This is a genomic window from Brevundimonas sp. FV1ye29L, from assembly GCF_058681095.1.
Genome location: NZ_CM178730.1, coordinates 1,060,128 through 1,085,658 on the forward strand (window position 1 = coordinate 1,060,128; position 25,531 = coordinate 1,085,658).

The 25,531-nt window shown below is 66.9% G+C and carries 31 protein-coding genes; 21 read left to right on the plus strand and 10 right to left on the minus strand.

Features of this window, described 5'->3' with window-relative positions:
• Positions 1 to 3: 3 nt before the first annotated feature.
• Positions 4 to 906 carry a prolipoprotein diacylglyceryl transferase gene (gene lgt, locus ACW17W_RS05215; protein ID WP_492079678.1) on the minus strand — a complete coding sequence of 301 codons (903 nt, stop codon included), beginning with the start codon at positions 904 to 906 and terminating at the stop codon, positions 4 to 6.
• Between the two features lie 173 nt (positions 907 to 1,079).
• Between lgt and ACW17W_RS05220 the strand changes: the two genes are divergently transcribed.
• The 3 genes from ACW17W_RS05220 (at position 1,080) to ACW17W_RS05230 (ending at position 2,838) form a co-directional block, all read left to right on the plus strand.
• Positions 1,080 to 1,367 carry an accessory factor UbiK family protein gene (locus tag ACW17W_RS05220; protein ID WP_492079679.1) on the plus strand — a complete coding sequence of 96 codons (288 nt, stop codon included), beginning with the start codon at positions 1,080 to 1,082 and terminating at the stop codon, positions 1,365 to 1,367.
• A gap of 95 nt (positions 1,368 to 1,462) precedes the next feature.
• Positions 1,463 to 1,966, plus strand: a complete 504-nt coding sequence (locus tag ACW17W_RS05225) for a type III secretion system chaperone family protein (protein ID WP_492079680.1) — start codon at positions 1,463 to 1,465, stop codon at positions 1,964 to 1,966.
• 53 nt (positions 1,967 to 2,019) lie between these two features.
• Complete coding sequence (locus tag ACW17W_RS05230; RefSeq protein WP_492079681.1) at positions 2,020 to 2,838, plus strand: pyrroline-5-carboxylate reductase family protein; 819 nt, start codon at positions 2,020 to 2,022, stop codon at positions 2,836 to 2,838.
• Here ACW17W_RS05230 and ACW17W_RS05235 read toward each other — a convergent pair.
• From ACW17W_RS05235 to ACW17W_RS05245, 3 genes are all read right to left on the minus strand, one after another.
• Positions 2,835 to 3,347: a hypothetical protein gene (locus ACW17W_RS05235; RefSeq protein ID WP_492079682.1), complete on the minus strand. Its 513-nt coding sequence runs from the start codon at positions 3,345 to 3,347 to the stop codon at positions 2,835 to 2,837. The two genes, ACW17W_RS05230 and ACW17W_RS05235, sit on opposite strands and share 4 nt — an antisense overlap.
• A gap of 94 nt (positions 3,348 to 3,441) precedes the next feature.
• The gene (locus ACW17W_RS05240; RefSeq protein ID WP_492079684.1) at positions 3,442 to 4,785 is read right to left on the minus strand and encodes an ATP-binding protein; all 1,344 of its coding nucleotides are present in this window, start codon (positions 4,783 to 4,785) and stop codon (positions 3,442 to 3,444) included.
• A gap of 22 nt (positions 4,786 to 4,807) precedes the next feature.
• Entirely contained in the window at positions 4,808 to 5,539 is a 732-nt protein-coding gene (locus ACW17W_RS05245; RefSeq protein WP_492079685.1) for a response regulator, read from the minus strand.
• A gap of 220 nt (positions 5,540 to 5,759) precedes the next feature.
• Between ACW17W_RS05245 and ACW17W_RS05250 the strand changes: the two genes are divergently transcribed.
• The 4 genes from ACW17W_RS05250 to ACW17W_RS05265 are packed head-to-tail and all read left to right on the plus strand — an operon-like array spanning position 5,760 to position 8,381.
• Positions 5,760 to 7,031, plus strand: a complete 1,272-nt coding sequence (locus tag ACW17W_RS05250; protein WP_492079686.1) for a NupC/NupG family nucleoside CNT transporter — start codon at positions 5,760 to 5,762, stop codon at positions 7,029 to 7,031.
• Between the two features lie 23 nt (positions 7,032 to 7,054).
• Positions 7,055 to 7,675, plus strand: coding sequence for a glutathione S-transferase family protein (locus ACW17W_RS05255; RefSeq protein ID WP_492079687.1), 621 nt, complete (start codon positions 7,055 to 7,057; stop codon positions 7,673 to 7,675).
• Between the two features lie 47 nt (positions 7,676 to 7,722).
• The gene (locus ACW17W_RS05260) at positions 7,723 to 8,007 is read left to right on the plus strand and encodes a type II toxin-antitoxin system Phd/YefM family antitoxin (RefSeq protein ID WP_492079688.1); all 285 of its coding nucleotides are present in this window, start codon (positions 7,723 to 7,725) and stop codon (positions 8,005 to 8,007) included.
• Positions 8,008 to 8,009: 2 nt separating this feature from the next.
• On the plus strand, positions 8,010 to 8,381 hold the full coding sequence (locus ACW17W_RS05265; RefSeq protein ID WP_492079689.1) for a type II toxin-antitoxin system VapC family toxin: 372 nt from the start codon (positions 8,010 to 8,012) through the stop codon (positions 8,379 to 8,381).
• Here the strand turns inward: ACW17W_RS05265 and ACW17W_RS05270 are convergent, their stop codons facing one another.
• Positions 8,382 to 8,816 (minus strand): PaaI family thioesterase, encoded by a 435-nt coding sequence (locus ACW17W_RS05270; protein ID WP_492079690.1) that lies wholly within the window; start codon positions 8,814 to 8,816, stop codon positions 8,382 to 8,384. It lies immediately after the preceding gene.
• 61 nt (positions 8,817 to 8,877) lie between these two features.
• Here ACW17W_RS05270 and ACW17W_RS05275 point away from each other — a divergent pair, with 61 nt between their 5' ends.
• From ACW17W_RS05275 to flhA, 9 genes are all read left to right on the plus strand, one after another.
• On the plus strand, positions 8,878 to 9,192 hold the full coding sequence (locus ACW17W_RS05275) for a DUF3253 domain-containing protein (protein WP_492079691.1): 315 nt from the start codon (positions 8,878 to 8,880) through the stop codon (positions 9,190 to 9,192).
• 40 nt (positions 9,193 to 9,232) lie between these two features.
• Entirely contained in the window at positions 9,233 to 10,282 is a 1,050-nt protein-coding gene (locus ACW17W_RS05280) for an alpha/beta fold hydrolase (RefSeq protein ID WP_492079692.1), read from the plus strand.
• Between the two features lie 105 nt (positions 10,283 to 10,387).
• Complete coding sequence (gene fliF / locus ACW17W_RS05285; RefSeq protein ID WP_492079693.1) at positions 10,388 to 12,022, plus strand: flagellar basal-body MS-ring/collar protein FliF; 1,635 nt, start codon at positions 10,388 to 10,390, stop codon at positions 12,020 to 12,022.
• Positions 12,022 to 13,059 (plus strand): flagellar motor switch protein FliG, encoded by a 1,038-nt coding sequence (gene fliG / locus ACW17W_RS05290; protein WP_492079694.1) that lies wholly within the window; start codon positions 12,022 to 12,024, stop codon positions 13,057 to 13,059. Before fliF ends, fliG begins: the two co-directional genes overlap by 1 nt.
• Before the next feature lies 1 nt (position 13,060).
• A complete protein-coding gene (locus ACW17W_RS05295) occupies positions 13,061 to 13,750 on the plus strand; it encodes a FliH/SctL family protein (protein WP_492079695.1) in 690 nt (229 codons plus the stop codon).
• Complete coding sequence (fliN, locus tag ACW17W_RS05300; protein WP_492079696.1) at positions 13,750 to 14,079, plus strand: flagellar motor switch protein FliN; 330 nt, start codon at positions 13,750 to 13,752, stop codon at positions 14,077 to 14,079. Before ACW17W_RS05295 ends, fliN begins: the two co-directional genes overlap by 1 nt.
• A gap of 37 nt (positions 14,080 to 14,116) precedes the next feature.
• Positions 14,117 to 15,499 carry a sigma-54-dependent transcriptional regulator FlbD gene (flbD, locus tag ACW17W_RS05305; protein ID WP_492079697.1) on the plus strand — a complete coding sequence of 461 codons (1,383 nt, stop codon included), beginning with the start codon at positions 14,117 to 14,119 and terminating at the stop codon, positions 15,497 to 15,499.
• Position 15,500: 1 nt separating this feature from the next.
• Positions 15,501 to 16,394: a class A beta-lactamase gene (gene bla, locus ACW17W_RS05310; protein ID WP_492079698.1), complete on the plus strand. Its 894-nt coding sequence runs from the start codon at positions 15,501 to 15,503 to the stop codon at positions 16,392 to 16,394.
• Positions 16,395 to 16,417: 23 nt separating this feature from the next.
• Entirely contained in the window at positions 16,418 to 18,505 is a 2,088-nt protein-coding gene (flhA, locus tag ACW17W_RS05315; protein ID WP_492080263.1) for a flagellar biosynthesis protein FlhA, read from the plus strand.
• Positions 18,506 to 18,519: 14 nt separating this feature from the next.
• Here the strand turns inward: flhA and ACW17W_RS05320 are convergent, their stop codons facing one another.
• Positions 18,520 to 19,236, minus strand: a complete 717-nt coding sequence (locus tag ACW17W_RS05320; RefSeq protein WP_492079699.1) for a hypothetical protein — start codon at positions 19,234 to 19,236, stop codon at positions 18,520 to 18,522.
• 107 nt (positions 19,237 to 19,343) lie between these two features.
• Between ACW17W_RS05320 and ACW17W_RS05325 the strand changes: the two genes are divergently transcribed.
• The 5 genes from ACW17W_RS05325 to ACW17W_RS05345 all read left to right on the plus strand — a co-directional run bounded on the left by ACW17W_RS05325 (position 19,344) and on the right by ACW17W_RS05345 (position 23,119).
• Positions 19,344 to 20,900, plus strand: coding sequence for a sensor histidine kinase (locus ACW17W_RS05325; RefSeq protein WP_492079700.1), 1,557 nt, complete (start codon positions 19,344 to 19,346; stop codon positions 20,898 to 20,900).
• A 20-nt stretch (positions 20,901 to 20,920) separates the two neighbouring features.
• The gene (locus ACW17W_RS05330) at positions 20,921 to 21,322 is read left to right on the plus strand and encodes a response regulator (protein ID WP_492080264.1); all 402 of its coding nucleotides are present in this window, start codon (positions 20,921 to 20,923) and stop codon (positions 21,320 to 21,322) included.
• Positions 21,319 to 22,371 carry a sensor histidine kinase gene (locus ACW17W_RS05335; RefSeq protein WP_492079701.1) on the plus strand — a complete coding sequence of 351 codons (1,053 nt, stop codon included), beginning with the start codon at positions 21,319 to 21,321 and terminating at the stop codon, positions 22,369 to 22,371. Before ACW17W_RS05330 ends, ACW17W_RS05335 begins: the two co-directional genes overlap by 4 nt.
• A gap of 8 nt (positions 22,372 to 22,379) precedes the next feature.
• Positions 22,380 to 22,814 carry an NUDIX domain-containing protein gene (locus ACW17W_RS05340; RefSeq protein WP_492079702.1) on the plus strand — a complete coding sequence of 145 codons (435 nt, stop codon included), beginning with the start codon at positions 22,380 to 22,382 and terminating at the stop codon, positions 22,812 to 22,814.
• A 116-nt stretch (positions 22,815 to 22,930) separates the two neighbouring features.
• Positions 22,931 to 23,119 carry a CsbD family protein gene (locus tag ACW17W_RS05345; protein ID WP_492079703.1) on the plus strand — a complete coding sequence of 63 codons (189 nt, stop codon included), beginning with the start codon at positions 22,931 to 22,933 and terminating at the stop codon, positions 23,117 to 23,119.
• 64 nt (positions 23,120 to 23,183) lie between these two features.
• Here the strand turns inward: ACW17W_RS05345 and ACW17W_RS05350 are convergent, their stop codons facing one another.
• The 4 genes from ACW17W_RS05350 to ACW17W_RS05365 are packed head-to-tail and all read right to left on the minus strand — an operon-like array spanning position 23,184 to position 25,530.
• Complete coding sequence (locus ACW17W_RS05350) at positions 23,184 to 23,708, minus strand: hypothetical protein (RefSeq protein WP_492079704.1); 525 nt, start codon at positions 23,706 to 23,708, stop codon at positions 23,184 to 23,186.
• A 25-nt stretch (positions 23,709 to 23,733) separates the two neighbouring features.
• On the minus strand, positions 23,734 to 24,912 hold the full coding sequence (locus ACW17W_RS05355) for a vWA domain-containing protein (RefSeq protein ID WP_492079705.1): 1,179 nt from the start codon (positions 24,910 to 24,912) through the stop codon (positions 23,734 to 23,736).
• Entirely contained in the window at positions 24,912 to 25,253 is a 342-nt protein-coding gene (locus ACW17W_RS05360) for a HepT-like ribonuclease domain-containing protein (protein WP_492079706.1), read from the minus strand. Before ACW17W_RS05360 ends, ACW17W_RS05355 begins: the two co-directional genes overlap by 1 nt.
• Positions 25,243 to 25,530 (minus strand): nucleotidyltransferase family protein, encoded by a 288-nt coding sequence (locus tag ACW17W_RS05365; RefSeq protein ID WP_492079707.1) that lies wholly within the window; start codon positions 25,528 to 25,530, stop codon positions 25,243 to 25,245. The genes ACW17W_RS05360 and ACW17W_RS05365 overlap by 11 nt, the downstream gene beginning before the upstream one ends.
• Position 25,531 lies beyond the last annotated feature (1 nt).

Below are 25,531 nucleotides of genomic sequence, written 5' to 3' on the forward strand. Positions count from 1 at the left end.
GGTTCAGTCGACGACCGGCGGCCGGCTCCACGCCCGCCAGACCAGCCAGGCCCCGACCGCAATCATCGGCAGCGACAGGATCATTCCCATGGTCAGGCCAAGCGGCAGATGTTCGAAACCGGCGTCGGGCTGACGCACCGTCTCCAGCGCCGCCCGTGAAAGGCCATAGCCCAGCAGGAACAGGCCGGCGACATAGCCCGGCTTGGACAACAGTTTGAACGCCCAGATGGCTGCGGCCAGCAGGAGGAACAGCAGCAACCCCTCCAGCCCGGCCTCATAGAGCTGGCTGGGGTGACGCACCACATCGCCCGGACCGACGACCACGCCCGATTCGACCATGATCGCGCAGGTCTGGCCATAGATGTCGCGTGCATGATTATTGCAGAAGTTGATGCCCCAGGGCACGTCGGTCGGTCGGCCCCACAGTTCTCCATTGATGAAGTTGGCCAGTCGCCCGAAAAAGAGGCCGATCGGCGCGGTGGCGAGGGCCATGTCCCCGACGCTGAGGGTGCGCAACCCCTTGGCGCGACAGTACAGGACGACCGCCAGTGTCGTGCCGATCAGGCCCCCGTGGAACGACATGCCGCCGGTCCACAGCTGGAACAGCTCCAGCCGCTCGCCCAGGCTGTCGCCGGTGAACAACTGCGCGAACATCACGGGTTTGTAGAACAGGGCATAGCCGAACCGTCCGCCCAGGATGATGCCGAGGGTGATCCACATCACCAGATCGTCCAGCTGCACCGAGCTGAGGGGCGGCTTTGCCGGGGCCCACAGCCGCGCCCGCTTGATCAGCTGTCCGGCGTACCACCAGCCCAGCACAATGCCGGCGACATAGGCCAGGGCGTACCAGCGGATGGGCAGGGGACCGAGGTTGAACAGGACCGGGTCGAATTCGGGGAAGATCACTCGGGCGCTCCGGACAGTGGATGGTGTGCGTTTAGCAAGCCCGGGGGTGTGGCGCTATCGGCCTCGTCTTCGCCACAGCAGGCGGTATAACCGATGTCGACGGTAAGGTTTCGTTCACCATATCGGCTGACCCTTCCTTAACCCTGCCGGCGATGTCCGGCCCGGAGACCGACATGCAGACGCGCAACCCGATTCTGGACGAGTTCGCCAAGATCACCACCGGCGCCATGGGCCTGGCCCAGGCGGCAGGCGATGAGGCCAGGGCGGCGTTCCGGGCCCAGACCGATCGTATGGCCGCCGAAATGGACCTGGTCCGCCGCGACGAGTTCGACGCCCTGAAGGCCGAGATCGCCGTCCTGCGCGCCGAGATCGCCACCCTGAAGGCCGGCCCGGGCAAGACGAAAAAGCCTGCGGCGGGAACGTCCACAGCCGGAACTCCCGCCGGGGACGCAGCCGGTTGAGCCGAATCTGCGAACGCGTCTACCGTCCGGGCGAGGGCGACGAATCGCGCCCGGGGCCGCGATCGGCCGCATCAAATATGAGTGGGAACATCTGAATGGACGCCGTAAGGCCCGAAGAGGTCGATGTTCCTTTCGATCCGCTCGACGTGGTCGAGCATGTCCTGAATGCCGAAAACCTGCCGTTCGACCGCACGGACGACGGCGACCTGGCCTTCGCCCTGGCCGGCGACTGGAAGGACTATGAACTCTGGTTCGCCTGGCGGCCGGAGGGGGACTGCCTGCAACTGTGTTGCGCGCTGGACCTGCGCGCCACCCGGGCGCGCCGGAACGCCGCCTATGAGCTGGTTTCGCTGGTCAACCAGCGCACCTGGATGGGTCATTTCGAGGTCTGGTCCGAGGATGGAGAAATCGTCTTCCGTCATTCTCTCGCCCTGCCGCACGGCGAGCGGCCGACCCTGGCCCAGGCTGCGTCGATGATCGATGCGGCGGTCGAGACGGCCGATCGCTATTATCCGGCATTTGACTTCATGATCCGCGGGTCGAAGAAGCCCCAGGACGCCATCGACGCCTGTCTGTTCGAGACCATCGGCACGGCCTGATCGGACCGCAAGGCGGATATCGTCCCTGACCGGAGCGGTATAGGATCGGGTCCATGATCCAGCCTCTCACCGAAATACCTGTCGCCGAGATCCCGGTGCTGCTGATCGGATGCGGTCGGCTGGGCTCGGCGATGGTCGAGGGATGGCTTGACCATGGTCCTGTCGATCCACGTCGTCTGATGATCACGACGCCCTCTCGCAAGTCCGTGGCCGACCGGGCGGCTCGCGCCGGCGCAGCCCTGAATCCGGCACCCGCAGCCATCGCTGCGGCGAGGGTCGTGGTGATCGCCGTCAAGCCCGCCCTCTGGCGCGGTGCGGTCGAGGGGCTGGCGGACCATCTGGCGTCCGACGCCGTCATTCTGTCGGTCATGGCCGGGGTGCGCGCCCACGACCTCGGGACCGCGCTTCAGCGGCCGGTCGCCCGCCTCATGCCCACGACGGCTGTCGCCCAGGGCCAGGGCGTGGCCGCCCTCTGGTCGGCCGACGTCCGTGCGGCCGACCTCGCGCGCGCGCTGTTTAGGCCCCTGGCCGATGTGGTGGATTTGCCGGATGAGGACCAGATCGACGCCGCGACCGCCGTCGCCGGGTCGGGGCCCGCCTATATCCACGCTTTCACCCGCGCCCTGGCCGAGGCCGGGATCGAGGCGGGGCTGGGTGCGGATCAGGCCGTGCGGCTGGCGCGCGGGGCGGTGCGTTCAGCGGCGGCGGGATCGCCGGATGAAAGCCTCGCCGAACTGATCGCCCGCATCGCCTCTCCCGGCGGTACGACCGAGGCAGGCCTTCGGGCCGCAGCCGACGCCGGGCTGGACCAGGCAGCCCGCGCCGCCGTCGCGGCCGCGCTCAAACGGGCGCGTGAACTGTCTTCCGGCTAGCGGCTGACCAGCCGTCCGCGCCGCATATTGGCCGCCAGGCCGTCGAAAGCGCGGTCCGCGTCGCTCCAGGTATTGTAGCCGAACACCTCGCCCAGATTGCTGGAGTAGCGCTCGTACCGCACAGGCAGGCGCTGGCCGTCGGCCGTGACGACCTCGCCCTCGATGGTCGCACCGCCGATGGACTTTGAGTCCATGATCGACAGGCCAGGCCGGTCAATGGCCTGCTGCATGGTGGGACGGTTGGGCTTGAGGTCGGTCAGGACCAGATTGGCCCGGGCGCCGGCCCAGCGGCTGTCCGCGCGGTTCAGTTCGGTCTGGATGACGCGGGCCAGATCCTCGACCTGTTCCCGGACGTCACGCTCGCCGAGCTTGTCGACCTCTTTCAGCAGGTCGCCGCCCACGGTGACGCTCACCTGGGGCGTCTGGGCGGCGGGTTGGGCGGCAAAGGCGGCCCCGGCCATCAGGGTGGCGGCGGCTGCGGCGGCGATGAGGGTGGTCAGTTTACGCATCACAGGCTCCAAAAATCCGGATCGTAGCGAGTTGAACCTGAACATGAGCTGACAGCCGCCGCCGCGCCAGAGGCCACCGCACATTGTGATCGGATCAGCCGGGCAGGCGGATCAGGGCGCGCAAGCCCCCCATATCGCTGCGGCCCAGGGTGATGTCACCGCCGTGACTGCGGGCCACATCCCGCGCGATCGCGAGGCCCAGACCGACGCCCTTGGAGTTCTGGTTGCGCGAGGGGTCCAGCCGGGAAAAGGGCGTGAAGGCCTCCTCGTACATCTCTTCCGGAATGCCGGGACCATCGTCATCGATCGCGATCTCCAGACCGCCCGTTTCCAGCGCCCGGGCGCTGAGACGCACATGGTCGCCGTGGGCGGCGGCATTGCCGGCCAGGTTGGTCAGGGCGCGCTTGAAGGCGATAGGGCGAAGGACGGCGGTCAGGCCCGCCGGCGCCGCGATCCTGACGTCCGCCCCGGCGCGGCGCGCATCATCTCCGGCGGCCTTCAGCAGGCCGGCGATCTCGATCGTCTGGGCCGCCTCTCCCGCCTCGCCGCGCGCGAAGGCCAGATATTCGTCGATCATATGCTCCATTTCGTCGAGATCGCCCTGCATCGCGGCCGCGCGCTTGAACGGCGGGGCGAGCGCCAGCTCCAGCCTCAGCCGCGTCAGGGGCGTTCGCAGGTCATGGCTGACGGAGGCCAGCAAGGCGGTGCGTTGCTCGATGTGGCGCTGGATACGGTCACGCATTGCCAGGAAGGCGGTGGCGGCCTGCCGCACCTCGCGCGCGCCATGCGGCTTGAACCGGGGCGACACCTCGCCACGCCCGAAGGCCTCCGCCGCCTCGGCCAGTCGCTCAATGGCTCGGACCTGGTTGCGGATAAACAGGATGGCGACCGACATCAGCAGGACCGTCGCCAGGGTCAGCCACAGGACGAAGATGTGGGCCTGGGTCGCCACCGCCCGCTCGCGCGGGGCGATGATGCGCAACACGCCGTCCGCCTCCTGGACCTGGATGTCGATCACAGCGGGATAGCGGGTGGTGTCGAACCAGAAGGGCTGGTCCAGCCGTGAGGCCAGCGCCTGTTCCAGCGTGCGGTCGACAATCCCCACCGGGCCCCGCCTCTGGTCCGTCGGCAGGGTCTCGCCGGCGTCCAGCGCGATCGACAACTGCATGGACCGCTGCGCCCGGCCCGCGATCACGGCCAGATTCTGGGGGGTCGGGTCGTCGCGATAGCTTTCGGACGCCCAGGCGATGTCTCCCGCCAGCCCTTCAGACAGGCGGGCGGTCACCGTCTGCCAGTGGGCGTCGAAGAAGGCCCATGTCACCGCCCCCTGCATGATGAGCACCGGCAGGACGATGATCAGCAGGGATCGCCCCCAGAGGGACGACGGCAGCCTTCGTTTGATGAACCGGCCAAGGACGGGAAAGGGGACCAGTCTCACGTGAACCTGCCCGGCGCGCCGCTCAATCCGGCGCCAGCATATAGCCGACACCCCGCACGGTCTGGAGGTAGCGGGGGTTCTTGGGATCGGCTTCCAGCTTGCGGCGCAGGCGGGTCACCTGGACATCGACGGCGCGGCCGGTGATGTCCGCCGTGTCGGGCGACAGGTCCATCCGCTCGACCGGGGCGTGGGCGTGCAAGGCCAGGGTCTTGAGCAACTGCGCCTCGGCCTCGGTCAAACGCTGGGGCACGCCATCCCGGGTCAGCTCCAGCCGCTCCAGGTCGAAGGTCGCCGCGCCCAGCCGCATCTCGCGCGGCATGATCGGCTTTACGCCGGTCCGCCGCAGGATGGCGTCGACGCGCAGGGCCAGCTCCTTGGGGTCGAACGGCTTGGCCATGTAGTCGTCGGCCCCGCGCGACAGGCCCTCGATCCGGTCAGCCGCCTCGCCGCGCGCGGTCAGCAACAGCACCGGGGTTTTCGACAGCTGCGCCTTGTTGCGGACCCAGCTGGTCAGCTCCAGCCCGCTTTCGCCCGGCATCATGATGTCCATGATCACCAGATCGAACTCGATCAGTTCCATCAGCCGGCGGGCCGCAGGCGCGTGGGCGGCGCCGGTCGTGCGATAGCCCTCGCGCGCCAGATATTCTTTCAACAGCTCCCGGATGCGGTCGTCGTCGTCGACGATCAGCAGGTGTCGCCCGACTCCGGCGCCGGCGACCGGGCCGGAACGGCTGCCGCGGGTTTCATGGCTCATGGTCGAAATCCGTGCGCTTTCAGGCGCATCTCTCCATCGGTCACATTGGCGCTTTCGGTCAACCTATACGGTGATCCCGGCGAAGTTCCACCCTTCAGCGTGACCGCCGGGCGCCGGCGAGGCAAGAACGCCGGCGCCGCGCAGGGCCTCTTGCGGTAAGGGCCGTATCCGGGCTCAAAAGGAAACGGGAACCGGCGTCGCCGGATCGGGGATAGTCTTGATGTTCAGCCTGCTCAATCTGCAGAGCCTTTTTGGTCTTGTCGTCATTGTCGCGATCGCCTGGGCCATGTCCGAGAACCGTCGGGCCTTCCCCTGGCGGCTGGCCCTGGGCGCCATCGGGGTCCAGGCCCTGCTGGTGCTGGCCCTGTTCGGCATTCCCGGGTCCCAGGTCGTGCTGGCGGCCATCACCGGGGCGGTGGACGGCATCGCCATCGCCACGGCCGAAGGCACCCAGTTCGTGTTCGGCTATCTGGCGGGGGGGGACCAACCCTATGTGGTGGGCAACCAGGGCGCCCTGTTCACCTTCGCCTTCAATGTCCTGCCTCTGATTCTGGTGATCTCGGCCCTGTCGGCCCTGTTGTGGCACTGGCGGATTCTGAAGTGGATCACCCTGGGTTTCGGCTTCCTGTTCCAGAAGACCATGGGGCTGGGCGGCGCCTCGGCCCTGGCGGTCGCGGCCAACATCTTTCTCGGCATGATCGAAAGCCCCATCGTCATCCGCGCCTATCTGGACAAGCTGACGCGCTCGGAGGTGTTTCTGATGATGGTGGTGGGTCTGGCCACCGTCGCCGGCTCGACCATGGTGGCCTATGCGGCCATCCTGTCGGCGGTCCTGCCCAATGCCGCCGGCCATGTGCTGGTCGCCTCCATCGTTTCCGCCCCGGCCGGCGTCCTGCTGGCCCGGATCATGATTCCCGAAAAGCCGGGCGAGGGCGGGGCGGTTGCGGACTATGGTTCGGCCCTGAAATACGACTCGGCGGTGGACGCCATCGTCAAGGGCACGGCCGACGGCCTGATGGTCGTCATGAACATCTCGGCGGTGCTCATCGTGTTCGTGGCCCTGGTGGCGCTGGTGAACGTGATGATTGGCGGCATTGTCATCCATGACGCCCCCCTGACCCTGGAACGGGCCCTGGGCTGGCTGTTCATGCCGGTGGCCTGGCTGACGGGGGTGGAATGGTCGCAGGCGGGCAAGGCCGGCTGGCTGCTGGGCGTCAAACTGACCCTGACCGAGTTTGTCGGCTTCATCGAACTGGGCAAGGTTCCGGTCGAGGTCATGAACGAGCGCACACGGATGCTGATGACCTATGCCCTGTGCGGTTTCGCCAACATCGGCTCGGTCGGGATCACGGTCACCGGCCTGTCGGTCCTGATGCCCGAGCGCCGTGAAGAGGTTCTGGGCCTGATCTGGAAGGCGCTGTTCGCCGGCTTTGTCGCCACCCTGATGACGGCGGCGGTTGTGGGCGCCATGCCGGCCGCCATATTCCGCTGAGATCGGCAACAGGAGACGGGACGATGAAGCTCTATACCTCCCACCGCGCGCCAAACCCTCGCCGGGTCCGCTGGGTCATGGCCGAAAAAGGCATCGAGGACGTGGAGCTGGTGGAGGTCGACATCATGACCGGCGAACATCGCCGTCCCGAATATCGCAACCGGGTCGGGGTGGCCCATGTGCCGGCGCTGGAACTGGATGACGGGACAACCCTGTCGGAGTCCGTGGCCATCTGCCGCTATCTGGAGGCGTTGAACCCCGAGCCCAACCTGTTCGGTCGCGACGCGCGGGAACAGGCTGTCATCGAGATGTGGACCCGCCGTTGCGAGTTCTATCTGGCCAATCCCCTGATGCTCAGCGTGCGCCATTCCCACCCGGCCCTGGCGGCGCTGGAGGCGATGCAGGTGCCCCAGGTGGCCGAGTACAACCGCGTCGGCGCCGAGCGCTTCATGCGCACCCTCGACCGGCGTCTGGCCGAGAATGCCTTCATCGCCAGCGACCGGTTCACCATCGCCGACATCGTCGCCGTGGTGGGCCTCGACTTCGCGCGACTGGTGAAATACCGGCCCCCGGAAGAGCTGACGCACCTCAATCGCTGGCTCGAGGAAGCCCGCGCCCGCCCGGCAGCGAAGGCCGGGGCCTGACGTCAGCCCGGATTGAAAATTTGGGTTAGCCAGGTTAGCTTGCTGCCATGGCTGTGACCGCGAACATCCATGAAGCGAAGACCACGCTTTCGAAGCTGATCGCCCGCGCGCTCGCCGGCGAGGACGTCATCATCGCCCGGGCCGGCAAGCCGCTGGTGCATCTGACGCCGGTGGCTCAGGCCGCGTCAGGCAAGCGGAACATCGTCGGATGCAGGGAGGGCCGAATCTGGTTCGCGCCGGACTGGGACAGCCCCGAGACCAACGCCGAAATTGAACGAAGCTTCTATGAAAGCGAAATATTCCCCGATCGTAAGGGCTTCGCGGAAGAGTGAGGTTGCTCCTCGACACCAACGCGGTGCTTTGGCTGCTCGATCAGCCATGGCGTCTGCCGGATGTTGCGGTCACGATGATCGAGAATCTGGACAACGAGGTGATGATCAGCACGGTGTCGATCCTGGAGATCGCCATCAAGGTCTCGGTTAGCAAGCTGAAGCTTGATTTTGACCTGGTTGAAACGTTGTCGGGTCTCGGTTGCACCATCCTGCCCGTCCTGGCGCAGCATGCATGGCGGGTCGCCGAACTGCCGCTGATTCACCGCGACCCTTTCGACAGATTGATTGTCGCTCAAGCCTTTGTCGAACATGCCACCCTGATTACGAGCGACCGGATCTTGCCTGCTTACGGCGTGGCGAATGTCTTGATCTGATTACACCCTCGGCGTGAACTTCCGGATCACGCCCGAGAAGGTCATCAGCATCTTTTCGCCTGTGGTGATCTGGCCGCGCACGAAGATCAGACTGCCGCCGGCGCGTACGACCTCTCCCGTCGCCTCGACCAGGTCGCCGACCACGGCGCCGTCGATGAAGGTCGAGTCCAGCTGCACCGTCACCCCGTTGCGCCCCTCCATCTCCTGATAGGCCGTCTGGAACAGGGCGATGTCGGCGAAGGTCATCAGGCAGCCGCCGTGCATCCGGTGGCCGGCGTTCATATGTTTCTGTTCAGCGCGAAAGGCGCAGCGCATCCGTCCGTCGGGGTCGGGCCGGAAGTAGAACGGGCCAACGGTCTGGTCGAAGGTTCCATGCAGGTCATAGGTCTGCCAGCCGGCGAATTCGCCATCGCTTACCGTGATCTTTGCGACCATTGTTTTTCCCTGTTCTCCGGATGGGCTTCTTATCGCCCTCGCCATGCAGCATAATGCAGGAATGAGCGACCCCATCGAAGCTGCCATCCTTGAAAAACTCTCCGCCGTCGATCCCAAGGGGACAAATGGCAAGAGCATCGAACCCTCCGAAGTCGCCAAGGCGCTTCAGCCCGAGCAATGGCAGCGGATGCTGCCCAAGGTGCGCGGCGCCGCGCTGGGCATGATGCGGCAGGGCCGGCTGACGATCACCAAGAAGGGCAAGCCGATCGATCCGACCGCCTTCAAGGGCGTGATCCGCCTGCGGCTGCCGACGGCGGAAGAGACCGCCGCCGCCCTGGCCGCCAATCCTCCGGTCGTGTCTGACGACGACGACTGATCTCTCCATGTCGCCAGTTTGACGGGCCCGGATTGAAGTCATGCGTCGCCTTGCGCTCCGCTCCCTGGCCCTTGCCGTCGCCTTCGTCGTCGCGGGGTGCGCGACGCCCTATGTCCAGCCGCCGCTGACGCCGGGAGCGGGCTTCGCGGGCGTCCGTGTCATCGAACCCGCGCGTCCGGGGACGCCCGGCGCCTTTGTCGTCGGCGACGGCGGGCAACTGCCCTTCCTGCGCTGGAGCCCGGCCCAGGGCGATCCGAAGGTGGTGATCGTCGCCCTGCACGGCATGAACGATCACAACGCCTCGTTCCGACTGGCCGGACCGTGGTGGGCGGAACAGGGCATCGAGACCTGGGCTTATGACCAGCGCGGCTTCGGCCAGGCGCCGGGGCGCGGCGTCTGGGCCGGGGCGGACCGGATGGTCCAGGACCTGCGCGACGTCGTCGCCCTGGTCCGGGCCGCCCGGCCGGGCGCGACTGTGGCCGTCGTGGGCGAGAGCATGGGCGGGTCCGTCGCCGCCGCCGCCTTTGCATCGGGGATGCCCCCCGACGCCGATCGTGTGGTGCTGCTGGCGCCCGGGGTCTGGGGCTGGGAGAGCCAGAACCTGATCAACCGGACCAGCCTGTGGATCACGGCGAGAACGTTTGGTGATGTCGCGGTGGAGCCGCCCGACTTCATCGCCCGGAATATCCTCGCGTCCGACAATCTGCTGGAGCTTGTCCGCAACGGCCGCGATCCCGACAGCCTGTTATCGACCCGGTTCGACGCCATCTATGGACTGGTTGATCTGATGCAGACGGCGTCGGACAGTCTGGGCGTGCAGAAGCGGCCGACCCTGCTGATGTACGGCGGCCATGATCAGGTGGTGGAGAAGGGGCCGATGCGGCGGGCCCTGTCTCGCGCCGTCTCGGCGCGTAACCTTCGCACGGCCTGGTATCCCGAGGGGTGGCATCTGCTGAACCGCGATCTGGGGGCGGCGGCGGTGTACGGTGATGTGGCCGCCTGGCTGGCTGCGCCGGTCGGGGACCTCGACAGGGCGGCCCTGCCGTCGGGAGCGGGCCCGATACCGTCGCGCTTTCCGGACAATCGTTAACCGCCTTAACGCGCCGTTTACCAGGCAGGCGGCAGTTTCTGCCTAGCGGGCGGTGACTGGGCTCCCGTCGAGTTCTGGCGGGCCAGCGTTTTTCAGGCGGTGTGGGTGGGCGGCTTTACGGCGGCGTTGCAGAGATTCGGGATCGGCCGGCTGGCCGCTGTGCTGGGCGTCGCCGCCGGCGTGGCGGCGGTCATGGTCGCCCTGATGCTGCGCGTGGGCCAGGCCCCGGACGCGCTCCTGTATTCCAATCTGGACCTGAAAGAGGCCGGGGACATCACCGCCTCGCTCGAACAGGCGGGGATCAAGTACAAGACCCGGGGCGACGGCTCGACCATCATGGTCAGCCGCGACGACGTCGGCGCCGCCCGTATGATGGTGGCCTCCAAGGGGCTCGTGACCTCGGGGTCTGTCGGCTACGAACTGTTCGACAACCAGTCGGTGCTGGGTCAAACCGAATTCCAGCAGAACCTCAACGAAAAGCGCGCCCTGGAAGGGGAGTTGTCGCGAACCATCCTGTCCTATCGCGGAATTTCGTCGGCCAAGGTCCTCATCGCCCTGCCGCGTCGCGAGATGTTCGCCTCCGAGGCCGGGGAGCCTACGGCCGCGGTGGTCGTGGGCGTGGGCGGCCGGGCCCTGACCGCCGACCAGATCCAGGGCATTCGCAATGTGGTGGCCTCTTCCGTACCGGGCCTGAAGCCCGAGAAGGTCACGGTTACGGACACGGCCAACCGCACCCTGGCGGCCGGCACGGACGACGGCGGCTTCTCGGCCGCCTCGGCCGCCGACGCCAAGACGACGACCGAGGCCCAGCTTCAGGCCCGGATCAAGGACATTGTCGAGGGCGTTGTGGGCGCCGGAAACGCCAGGGTCCAGGTGACGGCTGACATCGACCACAGCCGCTCGACCACCCAGGAGCAGAAGTTCGATCCGGACGGTCAGGTGGTTCGCTCGACCTCGGCCAATGGCTCGGAATCGACCGATACCAGCGGCGACCCGGCCGGCGGCGCGACGGCGGCCAACAATATTCCGGGCGGCGCTCCGCCGGTTGTGACCCCCGCCGGCTCCGCCGAAAAGGCGACGACCGAAACCACAAACTACGAGATTTCCAACACGACGACGACGACGGTCAAGGAGGCCGGAGAGGTCAAGAAGCTGGCGGTCGCCGTGGCGGTGGACGGCATCTGGACGCCCGCCGCCGACGGCAAGGGCGAGCCCACCTACGCCGCCCGCTCCGCCGAGGATATCGCCAAGATCGACGCCCTGGTGAAGGCCGCCATCGGTTTCGACCAGACGCGCGGCGACCAGGTGAAGGTCGAACAGACCCGCTTCAGCCGCGATGCCTCGGCCCAGGGCGGCACAGAAGTGAAGTCGTCGCTTCTGGATTTCACCAAGGCCGACATCATGCGCGGCGTGGAACTGCTGGTGCTGCTGATTACCGGCCTGCTGTTGATCTTCTTCGTCCTGCGACCGCTCCTGAAGGCGACCCAGGGCGGCGGCGGGGGCATGACGTCTCAGCTGGCGGGTCCTGGCGGCATGCCCGCCACCATGCTCCAAACCACTGAAATGGGCGGTATCGCCGGCCAGCTGTCCGGGCCTCCGTCCGAGATCGAGCAGCGGCTCGATATCGCCCGCGTCCAGGGTCAGGTGAAGGCCTCATCAGTCAGAAAAGTCGCTGAATTCGTCGACAAACACCCCGACGAGTCCGCCACTATCCTGCGCGGCTGGGTGCACGAAAGCTGATGGCCAGGGCCGCTGGAAAAAAGTCCTCGATCGACGACGTCAAGAGAATGTCGGGGCCTGAAAAGGCTGCTGTCGTGCTTCTGGCGCTCGGCGAGGAACATGGCGGCCTCTGGAAGGCGCTGGACGACGAGGAGATCAAGGAAATCTCCCAGGCCATGGCCGGCCTCGGCACGGTTACGTCCGAGGTGGTCGAGGAGATTCTGGTCGAGTTCGTCTCGGGAATGAGCGGCTCGGGCGCGGTTCTGGGGTCCTTCGAACAGACCCAGAAGCTGCTGGCCGCCTTCATGCCGCCGGACCGTGTCGAAAGCCTGATGGAGGAAATCCGGGGTCCCGCCGGCCGGACCATGTGGGACAAGCTCGGCAATGTGAATGAGGCTGTTCTCGCCAACTACCTGAAGAACGAATACCCCCAGACCGTCGCCGTCGTCCTGTCCAAGGTGAAGCCTGAACACGCGGCCCGCGTGATGACGTCGCTGCCGGAAGACTTCGCCCTGGAGTGCGTCCAGCGGATGCTGCGCATGGAGCCGGTGCAGCGCGAGATCCTCGACAAGATCGAACAGACCCTGCGGGTCGAGTTCATGTCCAACCTCGCCCGGACGTCGAAGCGCGACAGCCACGAGATGATGGCCGACATCTTCAACTCGTTCGATCGCCAGACCGAGGCCCGCTTTATCGGGGCCCTGGAGGAGCGCAACCGCGAGTCCGCCGAACGCATCCGCGCCCTGATGTTCGTGTTCGAGGATCTGAACAAGCTCGACCCCGGCGGCGTGCAGACCCTGTTGCGCGCGGTCGAGAAGGACCAGCTCGCCATGGCGCTGAAGGGCGCCTCGGAGCCGGTGCGGGAGATGTTCTTCTCCAACATGTCCGAACGCGCCTCCAAGATCATGCGCGAGGACATGGAGTCGATGGGGCCGGTCCGTCTGAAGGACGTCGACACCGCCCAGATGGCCATGGTCCAGGTCGCCAAGGATCTGGCGGCCAAGGGCGAGATCATGCTGGCGGGCGCCGGCGGGGCCGACGACGAGTTGATCTACTGACATGAACACCCGCCCCGACACCCGTGGATCGAGCGTCAGCCGGCCCTTCAGCTTCGACACCGAGTTCGACGACGTGGGCGGCGTACGGCCGGGCGCAGGCTTCCGTCCGACCAAACGCGCCTATCTGCCGGCCGAGGTCGAGGCCCTGACCGCCCAGGCGCGACTGGAGGGACGCGACGCCGCCCTGGCCGAGATCGAGTCCATGCGCGTCATGGCCATGGCCGAGATCGCCCGGGCCGTGGCCGGCGCCGCGCCGGCCCTGGCCTCTTTGGCCCAGGCCCATCGCGAACAGTCCGCCGGGCTCGCCCTGGCCGCGGCGAGGGTTGTCGCCGGCGCCGCGCTGGACCGTTTCCCGACGGGCCCCCTTCAGGAGGCGATGGAGTCTCTCGGCTCCGAGATCAACGCCGCCCCGCGTCTGGTCATCCGCACGCGGGGACTGGATGAGGCCGGACAGAACCAGCTGCAGGCGGTGGCCGTCGAGGCCGGCTTTCCGGGTCTCATCGCCTTCCGCGACGACCCGTCCATGTCCGTGGCCGCCTTCCAGCTGGAATGGGCTGACGGGCGCGCTGACTTCGACCCCGTTGAAACCGCCGCGCGTATCGAGGAGGCGCTGGTCGCCGCCCTCGCCGCCGAGGCGGGCCATGCCGAGGCCCTGGCCGAGGCGTCATCTGATCACAGGAGGCCTGTCTGATGGCCGAAGACTTCGCCCTTGAGGAATTCGGTTCCTCAACCGCCCTCGCTCCCGCCGACGACGCGGGGGGCAAGAGCGCCATGGACCTCGCGACCGTCTTTGACGTGCCGGTCAACATCTCCGCCGTCCTCGGCAAGGCGCATATGACGGTCGCCCAGCTGCTGAAGCTCAACCGCGGATCGGTGCTGGAGCTGGATCGCAAGGTCGGCGAGGCCATCGACATCTTCGTCAACAACCGGCTCGTCGCCCGCGGCGAGGTGGTGGTGGTCGAGGATCGTCTGGGCGTGACCATGACGGAAATCATCAAGACCGAGGACTCGGGCGCCTGATCGGCGACCGTCTGTAGAGATTTAAGGGAGAAGACCCATGCGGCTTCTGGTGGTCGGGAAAATCAACGGTCAACTCGCCTCGGCGGTGAAGATGGCCATGGCGCACGGGGCCAAGGTCCAGCACGTCGAACGGGCCGATCAGGCGACCGAGCAACTGCGTCGGGGGCAGGGCGCCGACCTGCTGATGGTCGACTACAACCTCGACATCGCCGCCCTGATCGCCGCCAATGAGGCCGAGCGGATCTTCGTCCCCGTGGTCGCCTGCGGCGTGGACAATGACGCCGACAAGGCCGCCGCCGCCATTCGCGCCGGGGCCAAGGAGTTCATCCCGCTCCCGCCCGACGCCGACCTGATCGCTGCGGTGCTGTCGGCGGTGGCCGACGACGACCGCCCCATGATCTCGGCGGACCCGTCCATGAAGGCCGTGACCCAGCTGGCCGATCAGGTGGCGCGTTCGGACGCCTCCATCCTGATCACCGGCGAGAGCGGCGTCGGCAAGGAGGTGATGGCCCGCTATCTGCACAGCCATTCGAAGCGGGCCGAGCGGCCCTTCATCAGCGTCAACTGCGCCGCCATTCCCGACAACCTGCTGGAATCCGAACTGTTCGGGCATGAGAAGGGCGCCTTCACCGGCGCCGTCGCCCGCCGTATCGGCAAGTTCGAGGAGGCCGAAGGCGGCACCCTGCTTCTGGATGAAATCTCCGAGATGGACGCCCGGCTTCAGGCCAAGCTGCTGCGCGCCATCCAGGAACGGGTCATCGACCGGGTCGGCGGGTCGCGTCCGGTGCCGGTCAACATCCGCATCATCGCCACCTCCAACCGCGATCTGGCCCGCGCGGTCAGCGAGGGGACCTTCCGCGAGGACCTGCTCTATCGCCTGAATGTCGTGAACCTGCGGCTGCCGTCCCTGCGCGAGCGGCCCGGCGACATCGCGGTTCTGGCCGACCATTTCGTGCGCAAATACGCCGCCGCCAATGGCGTTCCGGTCCGGCCCGTCTCGGCGTCAGCGCGCCAGGCCCTGACCAGCCACCGCTGGCCGGGCAATGTGCGCGAACTCGAGAACGCCATGCACCGGGCGGTGCTGCTGGCCGTCGGCGCCGAAATCGACGTCGAGGCGATCCGCCTGCCGGATGGCCAGCCCCTGACGGGGATCGGTCATAGTCCGGATGCCGGGCCGGCCGCCCGCGCGGCCCAGACCGCCGACGCCATGAGCCGCGCCTTTGTCGGCCAGACCGTGGCGGCGATGGAGAAGACGCTGATCCTCGATACGCTCACCCACTGCCTTGGAAACCGCACCCATGCGGCCAACATCCTGGGCATCTCGATCCGGACCCTGCGCAACAAGCTCAACGAATATGCAGACGAGGGGGTCTCCATCCCGGCCCCGCAATCCGGCATCGCCGCGACCCATGCCGCCTGAGATGAGCCCTGCACCGGACCGCAGGCGCGTTCTGACCGGCCTTGCCGCCCTGGGCGCCGCCGGCTGCGGCAAGCTGCCCGTGACGGACGTCACCGCCTTCGATCTCAATCTGGACCTGGCGGATCTGGAGCGGCGTCATGGCGGCCGGCTGGGCCTCTGCGCCGAGGGCCGGCAGGGACGGGTCGGCTGGCGCGCCGCCGAGCGCTTCAACTACTGCTCGACCTTCAAACTGTTCCTCGCAGCGGCCACCCTGGAGCGGGTGCAGCGTGGTGAGGAGGCGCTGGATCGCGCCGTCCCGGTGACGGCTGCGGATATCGTCACCCATGCCCCGGTGACCGGGCAAGCGGTCGGCGGCGTCTTGACCATTGCGGACCTGATGAAGGCCACGGTCGAGGTCAGCGACAATCCGGCCGCCAATCTGCTGATCCGCGAGCTGGGCGGGCTCGACGTCTGGCGCGCCTGGTATCGCTCCATCGGCGACGAAACGACCACGGTGGATCGTTTCGAACCGACCATGAACCTGAAGGACGGCGACAAGGACACCATCCAGCCCCGACAGGCTGTGGCCAACCTGAACGCGGTCTTCGCAGCCGGTCGGCTGGACGTGGCTCACGCCGCCCTTTTGCGTCGCTGGCTGATCGACAGTCCGACCGGCCGCGGACGCATAAAGGCCGGTGCGCCGGCTGGCTGGACGGTCGCCCACAAGACCGGAACCGGGGGTACAGGCCAGACCAACGACATCGGTCTGATCCAGCCGCCCACCGGCGACCCTGTGCATATCGCGGTCTATTTCGAGGCGCCGGGGACGGCGCCGGCCGCCGATCGGGACGCCGTCATCGCCGACGCGACGCGCCGCGCCCTGGCCGCCCTGGGCCTTGAGACAGCTCCCGCATGACCGACATCCCCGCCGCACCCGGCATGATGAAGGACGGAATGGCGCCTCCGACGGGGTCGGATGTGCGCGGCTGGCTGCTGCGCGGCGAGGTCGGGATGGCGGTCGGGGTGATCGGCGTCATCCTGCTGCTGATCCTGCCGGTCCCGGCCATCCTGATGGACCTGCTGCTGGCCATTTCACTGGTCTCGTCTGTCCTGATCCTGATGACGGCGCTGATGATGAAGCGGCCGCTGGATTTCGCCATCTTCCCGACGGTTCTGCTGGTCTCGACCCTGTTCCGGCTGGGTCTGAACCTGGCCTCCACGCGCCTGATCCTCAGCCACGGCCACGAGGGCCACGACGCCGCCGGTCAGGTCATCAACGCCTTTGGCCAACTGATGATGGGCGGCAGTTTCATCATCGGGATCATCATCTTCGCCATCATCCTGGTGGTGAATTTCGTGGTCATCACCAAGGGTTCGACCCGCATCGCCGAGGTCTCGGCCCGCTTCACCCTGGACTCCATGCCGGGCAAGCAGATGGCGATCGACGCCGACCTGTCCTCGGGCCTGATCAGCGAAGATCAGGCCAAGCTGCGACGCAAGGAACTGGAGCAGGAATCGACCTTCTTCGGGGCCATGGACGGTGCGTCCAAATTCGTGCGCGGCGACGCCATGGCCGGGCTGATCATCGTCTTCATCAATGTGATCGGCGGCATACTGATCGGCGTCATCCAGCACGACCTGCCGTTCGCCGAGGCCGCCAATACCTATATCCAGCTGACCATCGGCGACGGTCTGGTGACCCAGGTCCCGGCCATCATCATCTCCATCGCCGCCGGCTTCCTGGTGTCCAAGGCGGGGGTCGAGGGCTCGGCCGACAAGGCCCTGGTCCAGCAACTGGCGACCAATCCGATCAGCCTCGGCATGGTCTCGGCCGCCTCGGGCCTGATGGGCCTGATCCCCGGCATGCCGATCATCCCCTTCGCGGCCCTGTCGCTGGGGGCCGGCTTCATGGCCTGGCGGTTGGGCCGGGGTCTGCTGAAGCCCAAGGCGCCAGAGGTGGATCCGGCCTCCGTCAAGCCACGCGAGGATGTCGAGGAGCCGATCAGCACGGCCCTGACCATCGACGACGTCAAGATCGAACTGGGCTATTCCCTGCTCTCGCTCATCAACGATCTGGAAGGACGGCGTCTGACCGACCAGATCCGCGCGCTGCGACGCGCCCTCGCCCAGGAGTACGGCTTCGTCATGCCGTCGGTGCGCATTCTCGACAACATGCGCCTGCCGGCCCAGGGCTACGCCATCCGCATCAAGGAGATGGAGGCCGGGGCCGGGGAGGTCCGTCTGGGCCATCTGATGGCGATGGATCCGGCGGGCCGTCAGGTGGAGCTGCCCGGTGAACACACGCGCGAGCCCGCCTTTGGCCTGCCCGCGACCTGGATCGAGGACAGCCTGAAGGAAGAGGCGACCTTCAGAGGCTACACCATCGTCGATCCCTCGACGGTGCTGACCACCCATCTGACGGAGATCCTGAAGGAGAATATGGCCGACCTGCTCTCCTATGCGGAGGTGCAGAAGCTGCTCAAGGAGCTCCCGGACGAGGAGAAGAAGCTGGTCGACGAACTGGTGCCCTCGGTGGTCACCGTCACGACGCTACAGCGCGTCCTGCAGTCCCTGCTGCGCGAGAAGGTCTCCATCCGCGACCTGGGCGGCATCCTCGAGGGGCTCGCCGAGGCCGCACCGCATTCGACCTCTGTGACGACCCTGGTCGAACATGTCCGCAGCCGGCTCGCCCGTCAGCTGTGCTGGCAGTACAAGGGCGACGACGGGGCCCTGCCCATCGTCACCCTGTCGCCGGAATGGGAGGCCGCCTTCGCCGACAGTCTGGTCGGACCCGGCGAGGACAAGCAACTGGCCATGGCCCCCAGCCGCCTGCAGGACTTCATCCGCGCCGTGCGCGACACCTTCGAGCGCATCGCCCTGTCGGGGGAAAGCGCCGTCCTGCTCACCGGCCCCCAGACCCGCCCGTATGTCCGCTCGATCATCGAACGGTTCCGCGGCCAGACCGTCGTCATGAGCCAGAACGAGGTCCACCCCAAGGCGCGTCTCCGGACCGTGGGATCGGTCTGAGGCCAGAGGTCGCTCTAGCGCTGCGCCCATCCCCCGGACGAGGCGGACATCGCCTCCGCATTCACCGGCCGGGCGATCAGGCCGGACTGGGTGATCCAGACCTCGTAGCGGCCGCCGTCGACCATCGGCATATAGGCCGCCCCGCCGTACAGGGTGTCCACGGCGTCGAAATGAGGCCGGAGTCTCTGCGCGGTCGTCCAGACGGTAGGCCGCCAGGGCAGGGTGAAGCCGGAAAGGTCCAGCGCCGGCTCACCGCCCGAAATGTCGTGGACGCTGCGGGCGCCGTGGCGTTCCTGCTCGATATCCTCATAACGACCGGCCAGTCGCTCCAGTCGATACTGGCTGTCGAGACCCAGCACATTGGCCCACGGCTTCCATTTCAGTACCCGCGCCTCCATGCGCCAGTCGTCGCCGTTGACGGGCCAGGTGCGGACGTCCTCGATCATGCCGTCGCGCCCGGGACGCGTCAGGGTCGCCTCGAAATACTGCGGTCCGACCTGTTTCAGGGACAGGGTGGCCACCGGGCGCTCATACGACAGCCTGGCATAGGTCTGGACGTTAAACCCCACGAGGGCGAGACCCAGAGCGCCCCAGGCGACCGCCGTGCCCCCGATCAGCTTCAGCGGGCCGCTCACCCAGCGACCGCCGAGGAAGGCGGCAAGCCCGTTCAAGGCCAGGATTACGCCCAGAAATCCGATCGCCGCCGGCGGAATCCACCACCAATGCACCATCCTGTCACTCCTGTGGGTGCGCGCCCGACCGTCGTCACCGACGATCCTCTGGTCCGGCGGCCCCCACGGCGCTGGACAGGTCACACGACCACGCTAATCCTTGCGGCATGACATTGGAAAAAGCCACGTCCTTCGCCTCACAGGCGCGTCCTGACCGCGGGCGTCTGGGTGACGCGCTCCGGTTTCTGCGCACGCCGTCGCTCGGACGGTCGGTCATTCTGTTGCTGGCGGGCGTGCTGGTCCTGTTGCTGGTGGTCAATATCTCGACCTTCGTGATGATCCGCCGGACGGTCGAGATCAACGCGAGCATCGAAGAGAGCTGGCGGGTGCGCCGCCTCACGCGCACCGTCCTCATCACGGTTCAGGAGGCGGAGACCGCCCAGCGCGGCTTCCTGCTCACCGGACAGGCCGGTCTGGTCGCCGCCCACAATGACGCCCGCCGACGCAATGCCGAGGCCCTGGCTGAACTCGCCGTCGCCGCCGACGATCCTGAAGTCGCTGCCTCTCTCCAGCGATTGACCTCGCTCTCCCGTGCCAAGTTCGAGGAGATGGCCCTGACCTTCGAAGCGGTGCGGCGGGGGCGGATCGGTGAGGCTGTCAGCATCGTCCGCAGCGGGCGCGGCCAGATCCTGATGGGCCAGATCAATGCCGAGATCGCCGCGGCCGACGGACTCACGGGCCGGGCGGTGGCGGCGCTAACGGCCAGGTCACGCCGCTCCGCCGCCTGGGCGGTGGGGGTCAACGCCCTGTCCGGTCTGCTCACCCTGATTCTCGCCGTCGCGATCGCCCTTCTTGTCCGCCGCTATCTCGTCGATGTGGAGCGCGCGCGGGACGAACTGGACCGGGTCAACGCGGGGCTGGAAGAGACGGTGAAGGCCCGCACCGCCGCCCTGGTGCGCGCCAATGAGGAGGTCCAGCGCTTCGCCTATATCGTCAGCCATGACCTGCGCGCCCCGCTGGTCAACGTCATGGGCTATACCGCCGAGCTGGAGCAGGCGGGCCGGACGATCGACCGCGCTCTTGTCCGGGCCGGCGCCGACGGCGAGGTCGATCCCGAGGTCATTACAGCCGTCCGCGAGGACATGCCGGAGGCCATCGGCTTCATTCGCGCCTCGACCGAGAAGATGGACCGGTTGATCAATGCCATCCTCAAGATGTCGCGCGAGGGCCGTCGCATACCGGTGCCCGAGGTTCTGGACGTGGCCGCCATGGTCCAACGCATCGGCGACAGCCTGCGCCACCAGCTTGACGAGGCCGGGGCGGAAATTGTCGTCGAACCTCTGCCCGTCTTCGAGAACGACCGTCTTTCGATCGAGCAGATCCTCGGCAATCTGATCGACAACGCCGTGAAATATCTGGAGCCCGGCCGGGCGGGTCGCATCGTCGTGTCGGGCCGCGCGCTCGACGACGGCCGGGTCGAATACGCCATCGCCGACAATGGCCGCGGCGTGGCGGAGCGCGATCTTGAACGCATCTTCGAGTTGTTCCGGCGGGCCGGACGCCAGGACCGGCCGGGCGAGGGCCTCGGTCTGGCCTTTGTCCGCAACAGCGTCCGGCGACTCGGGGGCGAGATCGCGGTTGAGTCCCGACCGGGCGAAGGCTCGACTTTCCGCCTGAAATTCCCCAAACGGCTGGCACAGTCGCATGTTGGAGATGATCTGTGAGCACCGCCGTCAAGATCGTGATGATCGAGGATGACCACGGTCATGCCAAACTGATCGAGAAAAACATCAGACGGGCGAACATCAACAACGAAATCATGCATTTCGACGCAGGCCAGCCCGCGCTCGACTATCTGTTTTCGGACGAGGTGCGCGCCAACGGTCCCCTGCTGATCCTGCTCGACCTGAACCTGCCTGACATGCAGGGCACGGATATTCTGGCCGAGGTGAAGAAGGATGACCGGCTCAAGCGCGCGCCCGTGGTGGTCCTGACCACCACCGACGACAAGACCGAGATCCAGCGCTGCTATGACCTGGGCTGCAACGTCTACATCACCAAGCCCGTCGACTATGAGTCCTTCGGCACGGCCATTCGCCAGCTTGGCCTGTTCCTGTCGGTGATCCAGGCCCCGGAGATCGAATGAGGGAACCTTCGCCGGGCGCCGGATCTCCTGTTCGCGTCCTGTACATCGACGATGATCGCGGCCTGTCGCGGCTGGTCCAGAAGGACCTCGGCCGCCACGGCTATGACGTCGTGTGCGCCGGCGACGGGGATGAGGGTCTGGCCCTGCTCGCCGGCCAGCCGTTCGACGTCATCGCCCTGGATCACTATATGCCCGGGCGTGACGGCATGGATGTGCTGCCGGACATTCTCGCCCACCCCGGCGCGCCGCCGGTCGTCTATGTCACGGGCGCCCAGGAAGGGCGGCTGGCGGTGGCGGCGCTGCGCGCCGGCGCGACCGACTATGTCATCAAGGACGTGTCGGAGAATTTCACCGCCCTGCTGCGTTCGGCGCTTGATGACGCCCTGTTCCGCGCCAGGCTGGAGCGGGAGAATGCCGCCGCCCAGGACCAGATTCGCCTCGCCCGCGATCGGGCCGAGATCATGCTGAGCGAGGTCAATCACCGGGTGGGAAACTCGCTCCAGCTGGTGTCCACCTTCATGTCGCTGCAGTTGCGACACGTCGAGAATGAAGGGGCGCGCACGGCCCTGAAAGAGGCCCAGGCGCGGATCGAGGCTGTCGCCCAGGTGCATCGCCGTCTCTACACCTCCGGCGATGTCTCCGGCGTGGCGGTCGATGAGTATCTGCAGGGGCTGGTCGACGAGCTCTCCGCCTCGCTCGCCGCCGGGGAACGGTCGCCCCGTCTGGTTCTGGACGCCAGTCCGCTGCGCGTCAGCGTCGATCAGGCGGTGTCTCTTGGCATCGTCGTCACCGAGCTGGTGACCAATGCCTTCAAATACGCCTATGAGCCCGATCAGGGCGGCGAAATTCGCGTCCGGATCCGGGCGGACGGTGAGGCGCGGGCGCTGCTGACGGTCGAGGACGATGGTCCGGGCCTCGGCGACGGCGCGGTCAAGGGCACGGGTCTGGGCGGCAAGATCATCGGAGCCATGGCTTCGGGTCTGCGGTCTTCCCTGTCCTACGATCCCGCCCACCGCGGCGTCCGCGCCCAGCTCTCCTTCGACCTTTGAAAGCGCCCATGCTGCAGTTCGGCCTCGCCGATCCCGATGTCGCCTATGCGGAACGCCATGCGGTATTCGGAATCCTCGTGCAGGACGGCCGGATCGCGACCGTCCGTGTGACCCGCGGCACGCCCTACCACGACCTGCCGGGCGGCGCCGTGGAGGCGGGCGAGAGCGAGGAACAGGCCCTGATCCGCGAGTTCCGGGAGGAGACAGGCCTGACCGTCCGGCCGGTCACGCGACTGCTCGAGGCCGGGCAGTATTTTCGCAAGTCCGATGACGTCCCGGTCAACAATACCGGCGGCCTCTGGATCGTGGAGTCGGTGTCCTGGGACCCGGACTCCAAGGTCGAGGACGATCACGAGCTGGTCTGGCTGGACCCCCACGCGGCTCTCGATGCCTTGCGTCATGACGCCCATGCCTGGGCGGTGACCCGGTGGCTCAGGCAGTAAAGCCGAGGCGCCGTCCGACGGGGCTCCGGCAGAAATACGGGAACGGGCCGCGCTGACGTCCGTTCATATCCTGAAGGCGCGCCGACCGGGCGGGCCCCAGTTCAGGAGTAAGTCCCATGGCCGATCATGATCGCGTCGAAGGCGCCGCCAAGAATATGGGCGGCAAGATCAAGGAAGCCGCCGGCAAGGTCACCGGTGACGAGAAGCTGAAGGCCGAGGGTCGCGCCGACCAGGTCGAAGGCAAGGTTCAGAACACGGTCGGCGGCGTCAAGGACGCGGTCCGGGACGCCGATCACAAGAGCTGATCGCGGATCCCTCGTTCTTCCGGAAGGGTCGGCCCCGGGGCCGGCCCTTTTCGTTTGTCGAGCGTCAGTCGCCGCCGAACAGGCGAAGCGACAGACCGTCGCGCGACGGTGCATTTTCGGCCCGGCAGATGCGCTCGAAGGTGACGCCGCCCCCGGGCACGGCGCGCGGCCGTTCCTCGCAGATCTCGGGCGCGGGCGCCGTCCGCACGGTCAGGCTGCGTTCCTCGGGCGCGCAGGACAGGTCATAGCCGCCCGCGCCGTTCGAGACCTGCCGGCACGAGGCGATGCCCTCGGGTTGCAGGCCGGCCGGCAGGCGGTCGCCCAGGGCGGCCTTGAGCTGGGTGCGCACCCGGACCTGGCACCGGTCCATCGCCTCCGCTCCCCGGAGAACAGGGTTGCACCGGGACCTCTCCCAGGAAAATGGATCCGCCAGGGCCCAGCCGGGCAGGTCAGGGACGTCAACCGCCGTCGTGGCCGCTTCCGCCGCCGTCTCCTCAATAGCCGAGGGTTCGACCGGGGTTTCCCAGACGATGCCGCCGCCGGCCGCGACCTGAATGGCGGCCAATACTACCAGAAGGGTCGAGGTCACCACGTTCTCTCCTTCGTATGCGCGGCTATTTGCTCAGCAGCCGCATGGCCTTGTCCAGTCCGTCCAGCGTCAGGGGGAACATCCGCTCCTCCATCACCTCGCCGATCAGCTTCACCGAGGCCGTATAGGGCCAGTAGCGTTCGGCCACGGGGTTCAGCCAGACCGACTTCTCCCACTGCTGACGGGCCCGTTTCAGCCAGACCGCGCCGGCCTCCTCGTTCCAGTGTTCGACCGATCCCCCGGGCATGGTGATCTCATAGGGCGACATGGTCGCGTCGCCGACGAAGATGGCCCGCCAGTCGCCGCCGAACGTGTTCAGCACCTCCCAGGTCGGGGTCTTTTCGGCATGGCGCCGCCGGTTGTCCTTCCACACGCCTTCGTAGAGGCAGTTGTGGAAGTAGAAGAACTCCAGGTGTTTGAACTCGGTCTTCGCCGCCGAGAACAGCTCCTCGACCATCCTGATATGGCCGTCCATCGAGCCGCCGACGTCGAGGAACAGCAGGACCTTGATCGTATTGCGCCGCTCGGGCCGCATCTGGATGTCCAGCCAGCCCTGACGCGCCGTGCCGTCGATGGTGCCGTCGATATCCAGTTCGTCGGCCGCCCCCTGGCGCGCGAACCGGCGCAGCCGACGCAGGGCGATCTTGATGTTGCGGGTGCCCAGCTCGACCGTGTCGTCCAGGTTCTTGTATTCGCGCTTTTCCCAGACCTTGACCGCCCGGCCCTGTTTGCCCGGCCCGCCGATGCGCACGCCCTCGGGGTTGTAGCCGCCGTGGCCGAACGGACTGGTCCCGCCGGTCCCGACCCATTTGGATCCGCCCTCATGGCGCTCCTTCTGTTCTTCCAGACGCTGTTTCAGCGTCTCCATCAGCTTGTCGAACCCGCCCAGGGCGTCGATCTCGGCCTTTTCCTCGTCGGTCAGGAATTTCTGGTTCAGCAGGTTCAGCCAGTCCTCGGGAATGGCCGTGGTCAGGTCCTCGCCGGCGCCGAGGCTCTCTATGCCCTTGAACGCCTTGCCGAAGGCCTGATCAAACCGGTCATAGTGTTTCTCGTCCTTGACCAGCACCGCGCGGGACAGGTGATAGAAGTCGTCCACCCGGTCGCTGGCCAGCCCCCGGTCCATGGCCTCCATCAGATGGAGCCATTCCTTCATCGACACCGGAACCCTGGCGTCCTTGAGGGCGGTGAAGAAGGGGATGAGCATCAGTTTTCCGTGATTTGGGACAGAGCGTCCCTGAGTTGAGGGACGCTGACGGTGGCGATGCTCCAGAGCAGGGAGGGGCTGGCTGCGCCGTAGTCATGCGCCAGCATATGGCGCAGGCCTGCCATGCCGTGCCAATTCAGGTGAGGCAGTCTGGCTTTGCCGTCGTCGGTGAGACGATTGGCGGCCTCGCCAATGACGATCAACCGCATGCAAACGGCATCGCGTGTCCGCATGTCGGACCGAAAACTCCCGGCCGAATGCCCGGCCAGATACTCCTCGATCCGGGTGACCGACTCGCGGAGTTCCGAGAAGAGGACGGGATCCGGGCGATCAGACGACAATCGCATCTCGCAATGCTGTCCGCCGGATATACGGGTTATTCAGCCCATCAGCCGGGCACATATCGACCCTATGGCCAAGTCGCAAAGCGAGCTCGTCCTTGAGGCTGAAAAAATCCCATCCGATCGGCTTGGAGACATCTACCAGCAAATCCACGTCGCTGTCCGGCCCCGCCTCGTCGCGGGCATAGCTGCCGAACAGGCGCACATTGACGATGCCCTGCTCCTCCAGCCAGGGCTTCAGTTCGCGCAGTTTTTCGAGCAGTTCGGCGCGGTCCATG

Excerpts from the sequence above, each read along its gene's own strand:
- ACW17W_RS05345 (WP_492079703.1), top strand. The coding sequence starts at position 22,931 with ATGGCCGATCATGATCGCGTCGAAGGCGCCGCCAAGAATATGGGCGGC.
- ACW17W_RS05320 (WP_492079699.1), bottom strand. The coding sequence starts at position 19,236 with ATGGTGCATTGGTGGTGGATTCCGCCGGCGGCGATCGGATTTCTGGGC.
- ACW17W_RS05250 (WP_492079686.1), top strand. The coding sequence starts at position 5,760 with ATGTTCAGCCTGCTCAATCTGCAGAGCCTTTTTGGTCTTGTCGTCATT.
- ACW17W_RS05275 (WP_492079691.1), top strand. The coding sequence starts at position 8,878 with ATGAGCGACCCCATCGAAGCTGCCATCCTTGAAAAACTCTCCGCCGTC.
- flbD (WP_492079697.1), top strand. The coding sequence starts at position 14,117 with ATGCGGCTTCTGGTGGTCGGGAAAATCAACGGTCAACTCGCCTCGGCG.
- ACW17W_RS05235 (WP_492079682.1), bottom strand. The coding sequence starts at position 3,347 with ATGCGTAAACTGACCACCCTCATCGCCGCCGCAGCCGCCGCCACCCTG.
- ACW17W_RS05220 (WP_492079679.1), top strand. The coding sequence starts at position 1,080 with ATGCAGACGCGCAACCCGATTCTGGACGAGTTCGCCAAGATCACCACC.
- ACW17W_RS05325 (WP_492079700.1), top strand. The coding sequence starts at position 19,344 with ATGACATTGGAAAAAGCCACGTCCTTCGCCTCACAGGCGCGTCCTGAC.
- ACW17W_RS05340 (WP_492079702.1), top strand. The coding sequence starts at position 22,380 with ATGCTGCAGTTCGGCCTCGCCGATCCCGATGTCGCCTATGCGGAACGC.
- ACW17W_RS05365 (WP_492079707.1), bottom strand. The coding sequence starts at position 25,530 with ATGGACCGCGCCGAACTGCTCGAAAAACTGCGCGAACTGAAGCCCTGG.
- ACW17W_RS05230 (WP_492079681.1), top strand. The coding sequence starts at position 2,020 with ATGATCCAGCCTCTCACCGAAATACCTGTCGCCGAGATCCCGGTGCTG.
- ACW17W_RS05255 (WP_492079687.1), top strand. The coding sequence starts at position 7,055 with ATGAAGCTCTATACCTCCCACCGCGCGCCAAACCCTCGCCGGGTCCGC.
- ACW17W_RS05295 (WP_492079695.1), top strand. The coding sequence starts at position 13,061 with ATGAACACCCGCCCCGACACCCGTGGATCGAGCGTCAGCCGGCCCTTC.
- ACW17W_RS05280 (WP_492079692.1), top strand. The coding sequence starts at position 9,233 with ATGCGTCGCCTTGCGCTCCGCTCCCTGGCCCTTGCCGTCGCCTTCGTC.
- fliN (WP_492079696.1), top strand. The coding sequence starts at position 13,750 with ATGGCCGAAGACTTCGCCCTTGAGGAATTCGGTTCCTCAACCGCCCTC.
- ACW17W_RS05335 (WP_492079701.1), top strand. The coding sequence starts at position 21,319 with ATGAGGGAACCTTCGCCGGGCGCCGGATCTCCTGTTCGCGTCCTGTAC.
- fliG (WP_492079694.1), top strand. The coding sequence starts at position 12,022 with ATGGCCAGGGCCGCTGGAAAAAAGTCCTCGATCGACGACGTCAAGAGA.
- ACW17W_RS05355 (WP_492079705.1), bottom strand. The coding sequence starts at position 24,912 with ATGCTCATCCCCTTCTTCACCGCCCTCAAGGACGCCAGGGTTCCGGTG.
- ACW17W_RS05270 (WP_492079690.1), bottom strand. The coding sequence starts at position 8,816 with ATGGTCGCAAAGATCACGGTAAGCGATGGCGAATTCGCCGGCTGGCAG.
- ACW17W_RS05330 (WP_492080264.1), top strand. The coding sequence starts at position 20,921 with ATGATCGAGGATGACCACGGTCATGCCAAACTGATCGAGAAAAACATC.
- bla (WP_492079698.1), top strand. The coding sequence starts at position 15,501 with ATGAGCCCTGCACCGGACCGCAGGCGCGTTCTGACCGGCCTTGCCGCC.
- ACW17W_RS05245 (WP_492079685.1), bottom strand. The coding sequence starts at position 5,539 with ATGAGCCATGAAACCCGCGGCAGCCGTTCCGGCCCGGTCGCCGGCGCC.
- ACW17W_RS05260 (WP_492079688.1), top strand. The coding sequence starts at position 7,723 with ATGGCTGTGACCGCGAACATCCATGAAGCGAAGACCACGCTTTCGAAG.
- ACW17W_RS05225 (WP_492079680.1), top strand. The coding sequence starts at position 1,463 with ATGGACGCCGTAAGGCCCGAAGAGGTCGATGTTCCTTTCGATCCGCTC.
- flhA (WP_492080263.1), top strand. The coding sequence starts at position 16,418 with ATGATGAAGGACGGAATGGCGCCTCCGACGGGGTCGGATGTGCGCGGC.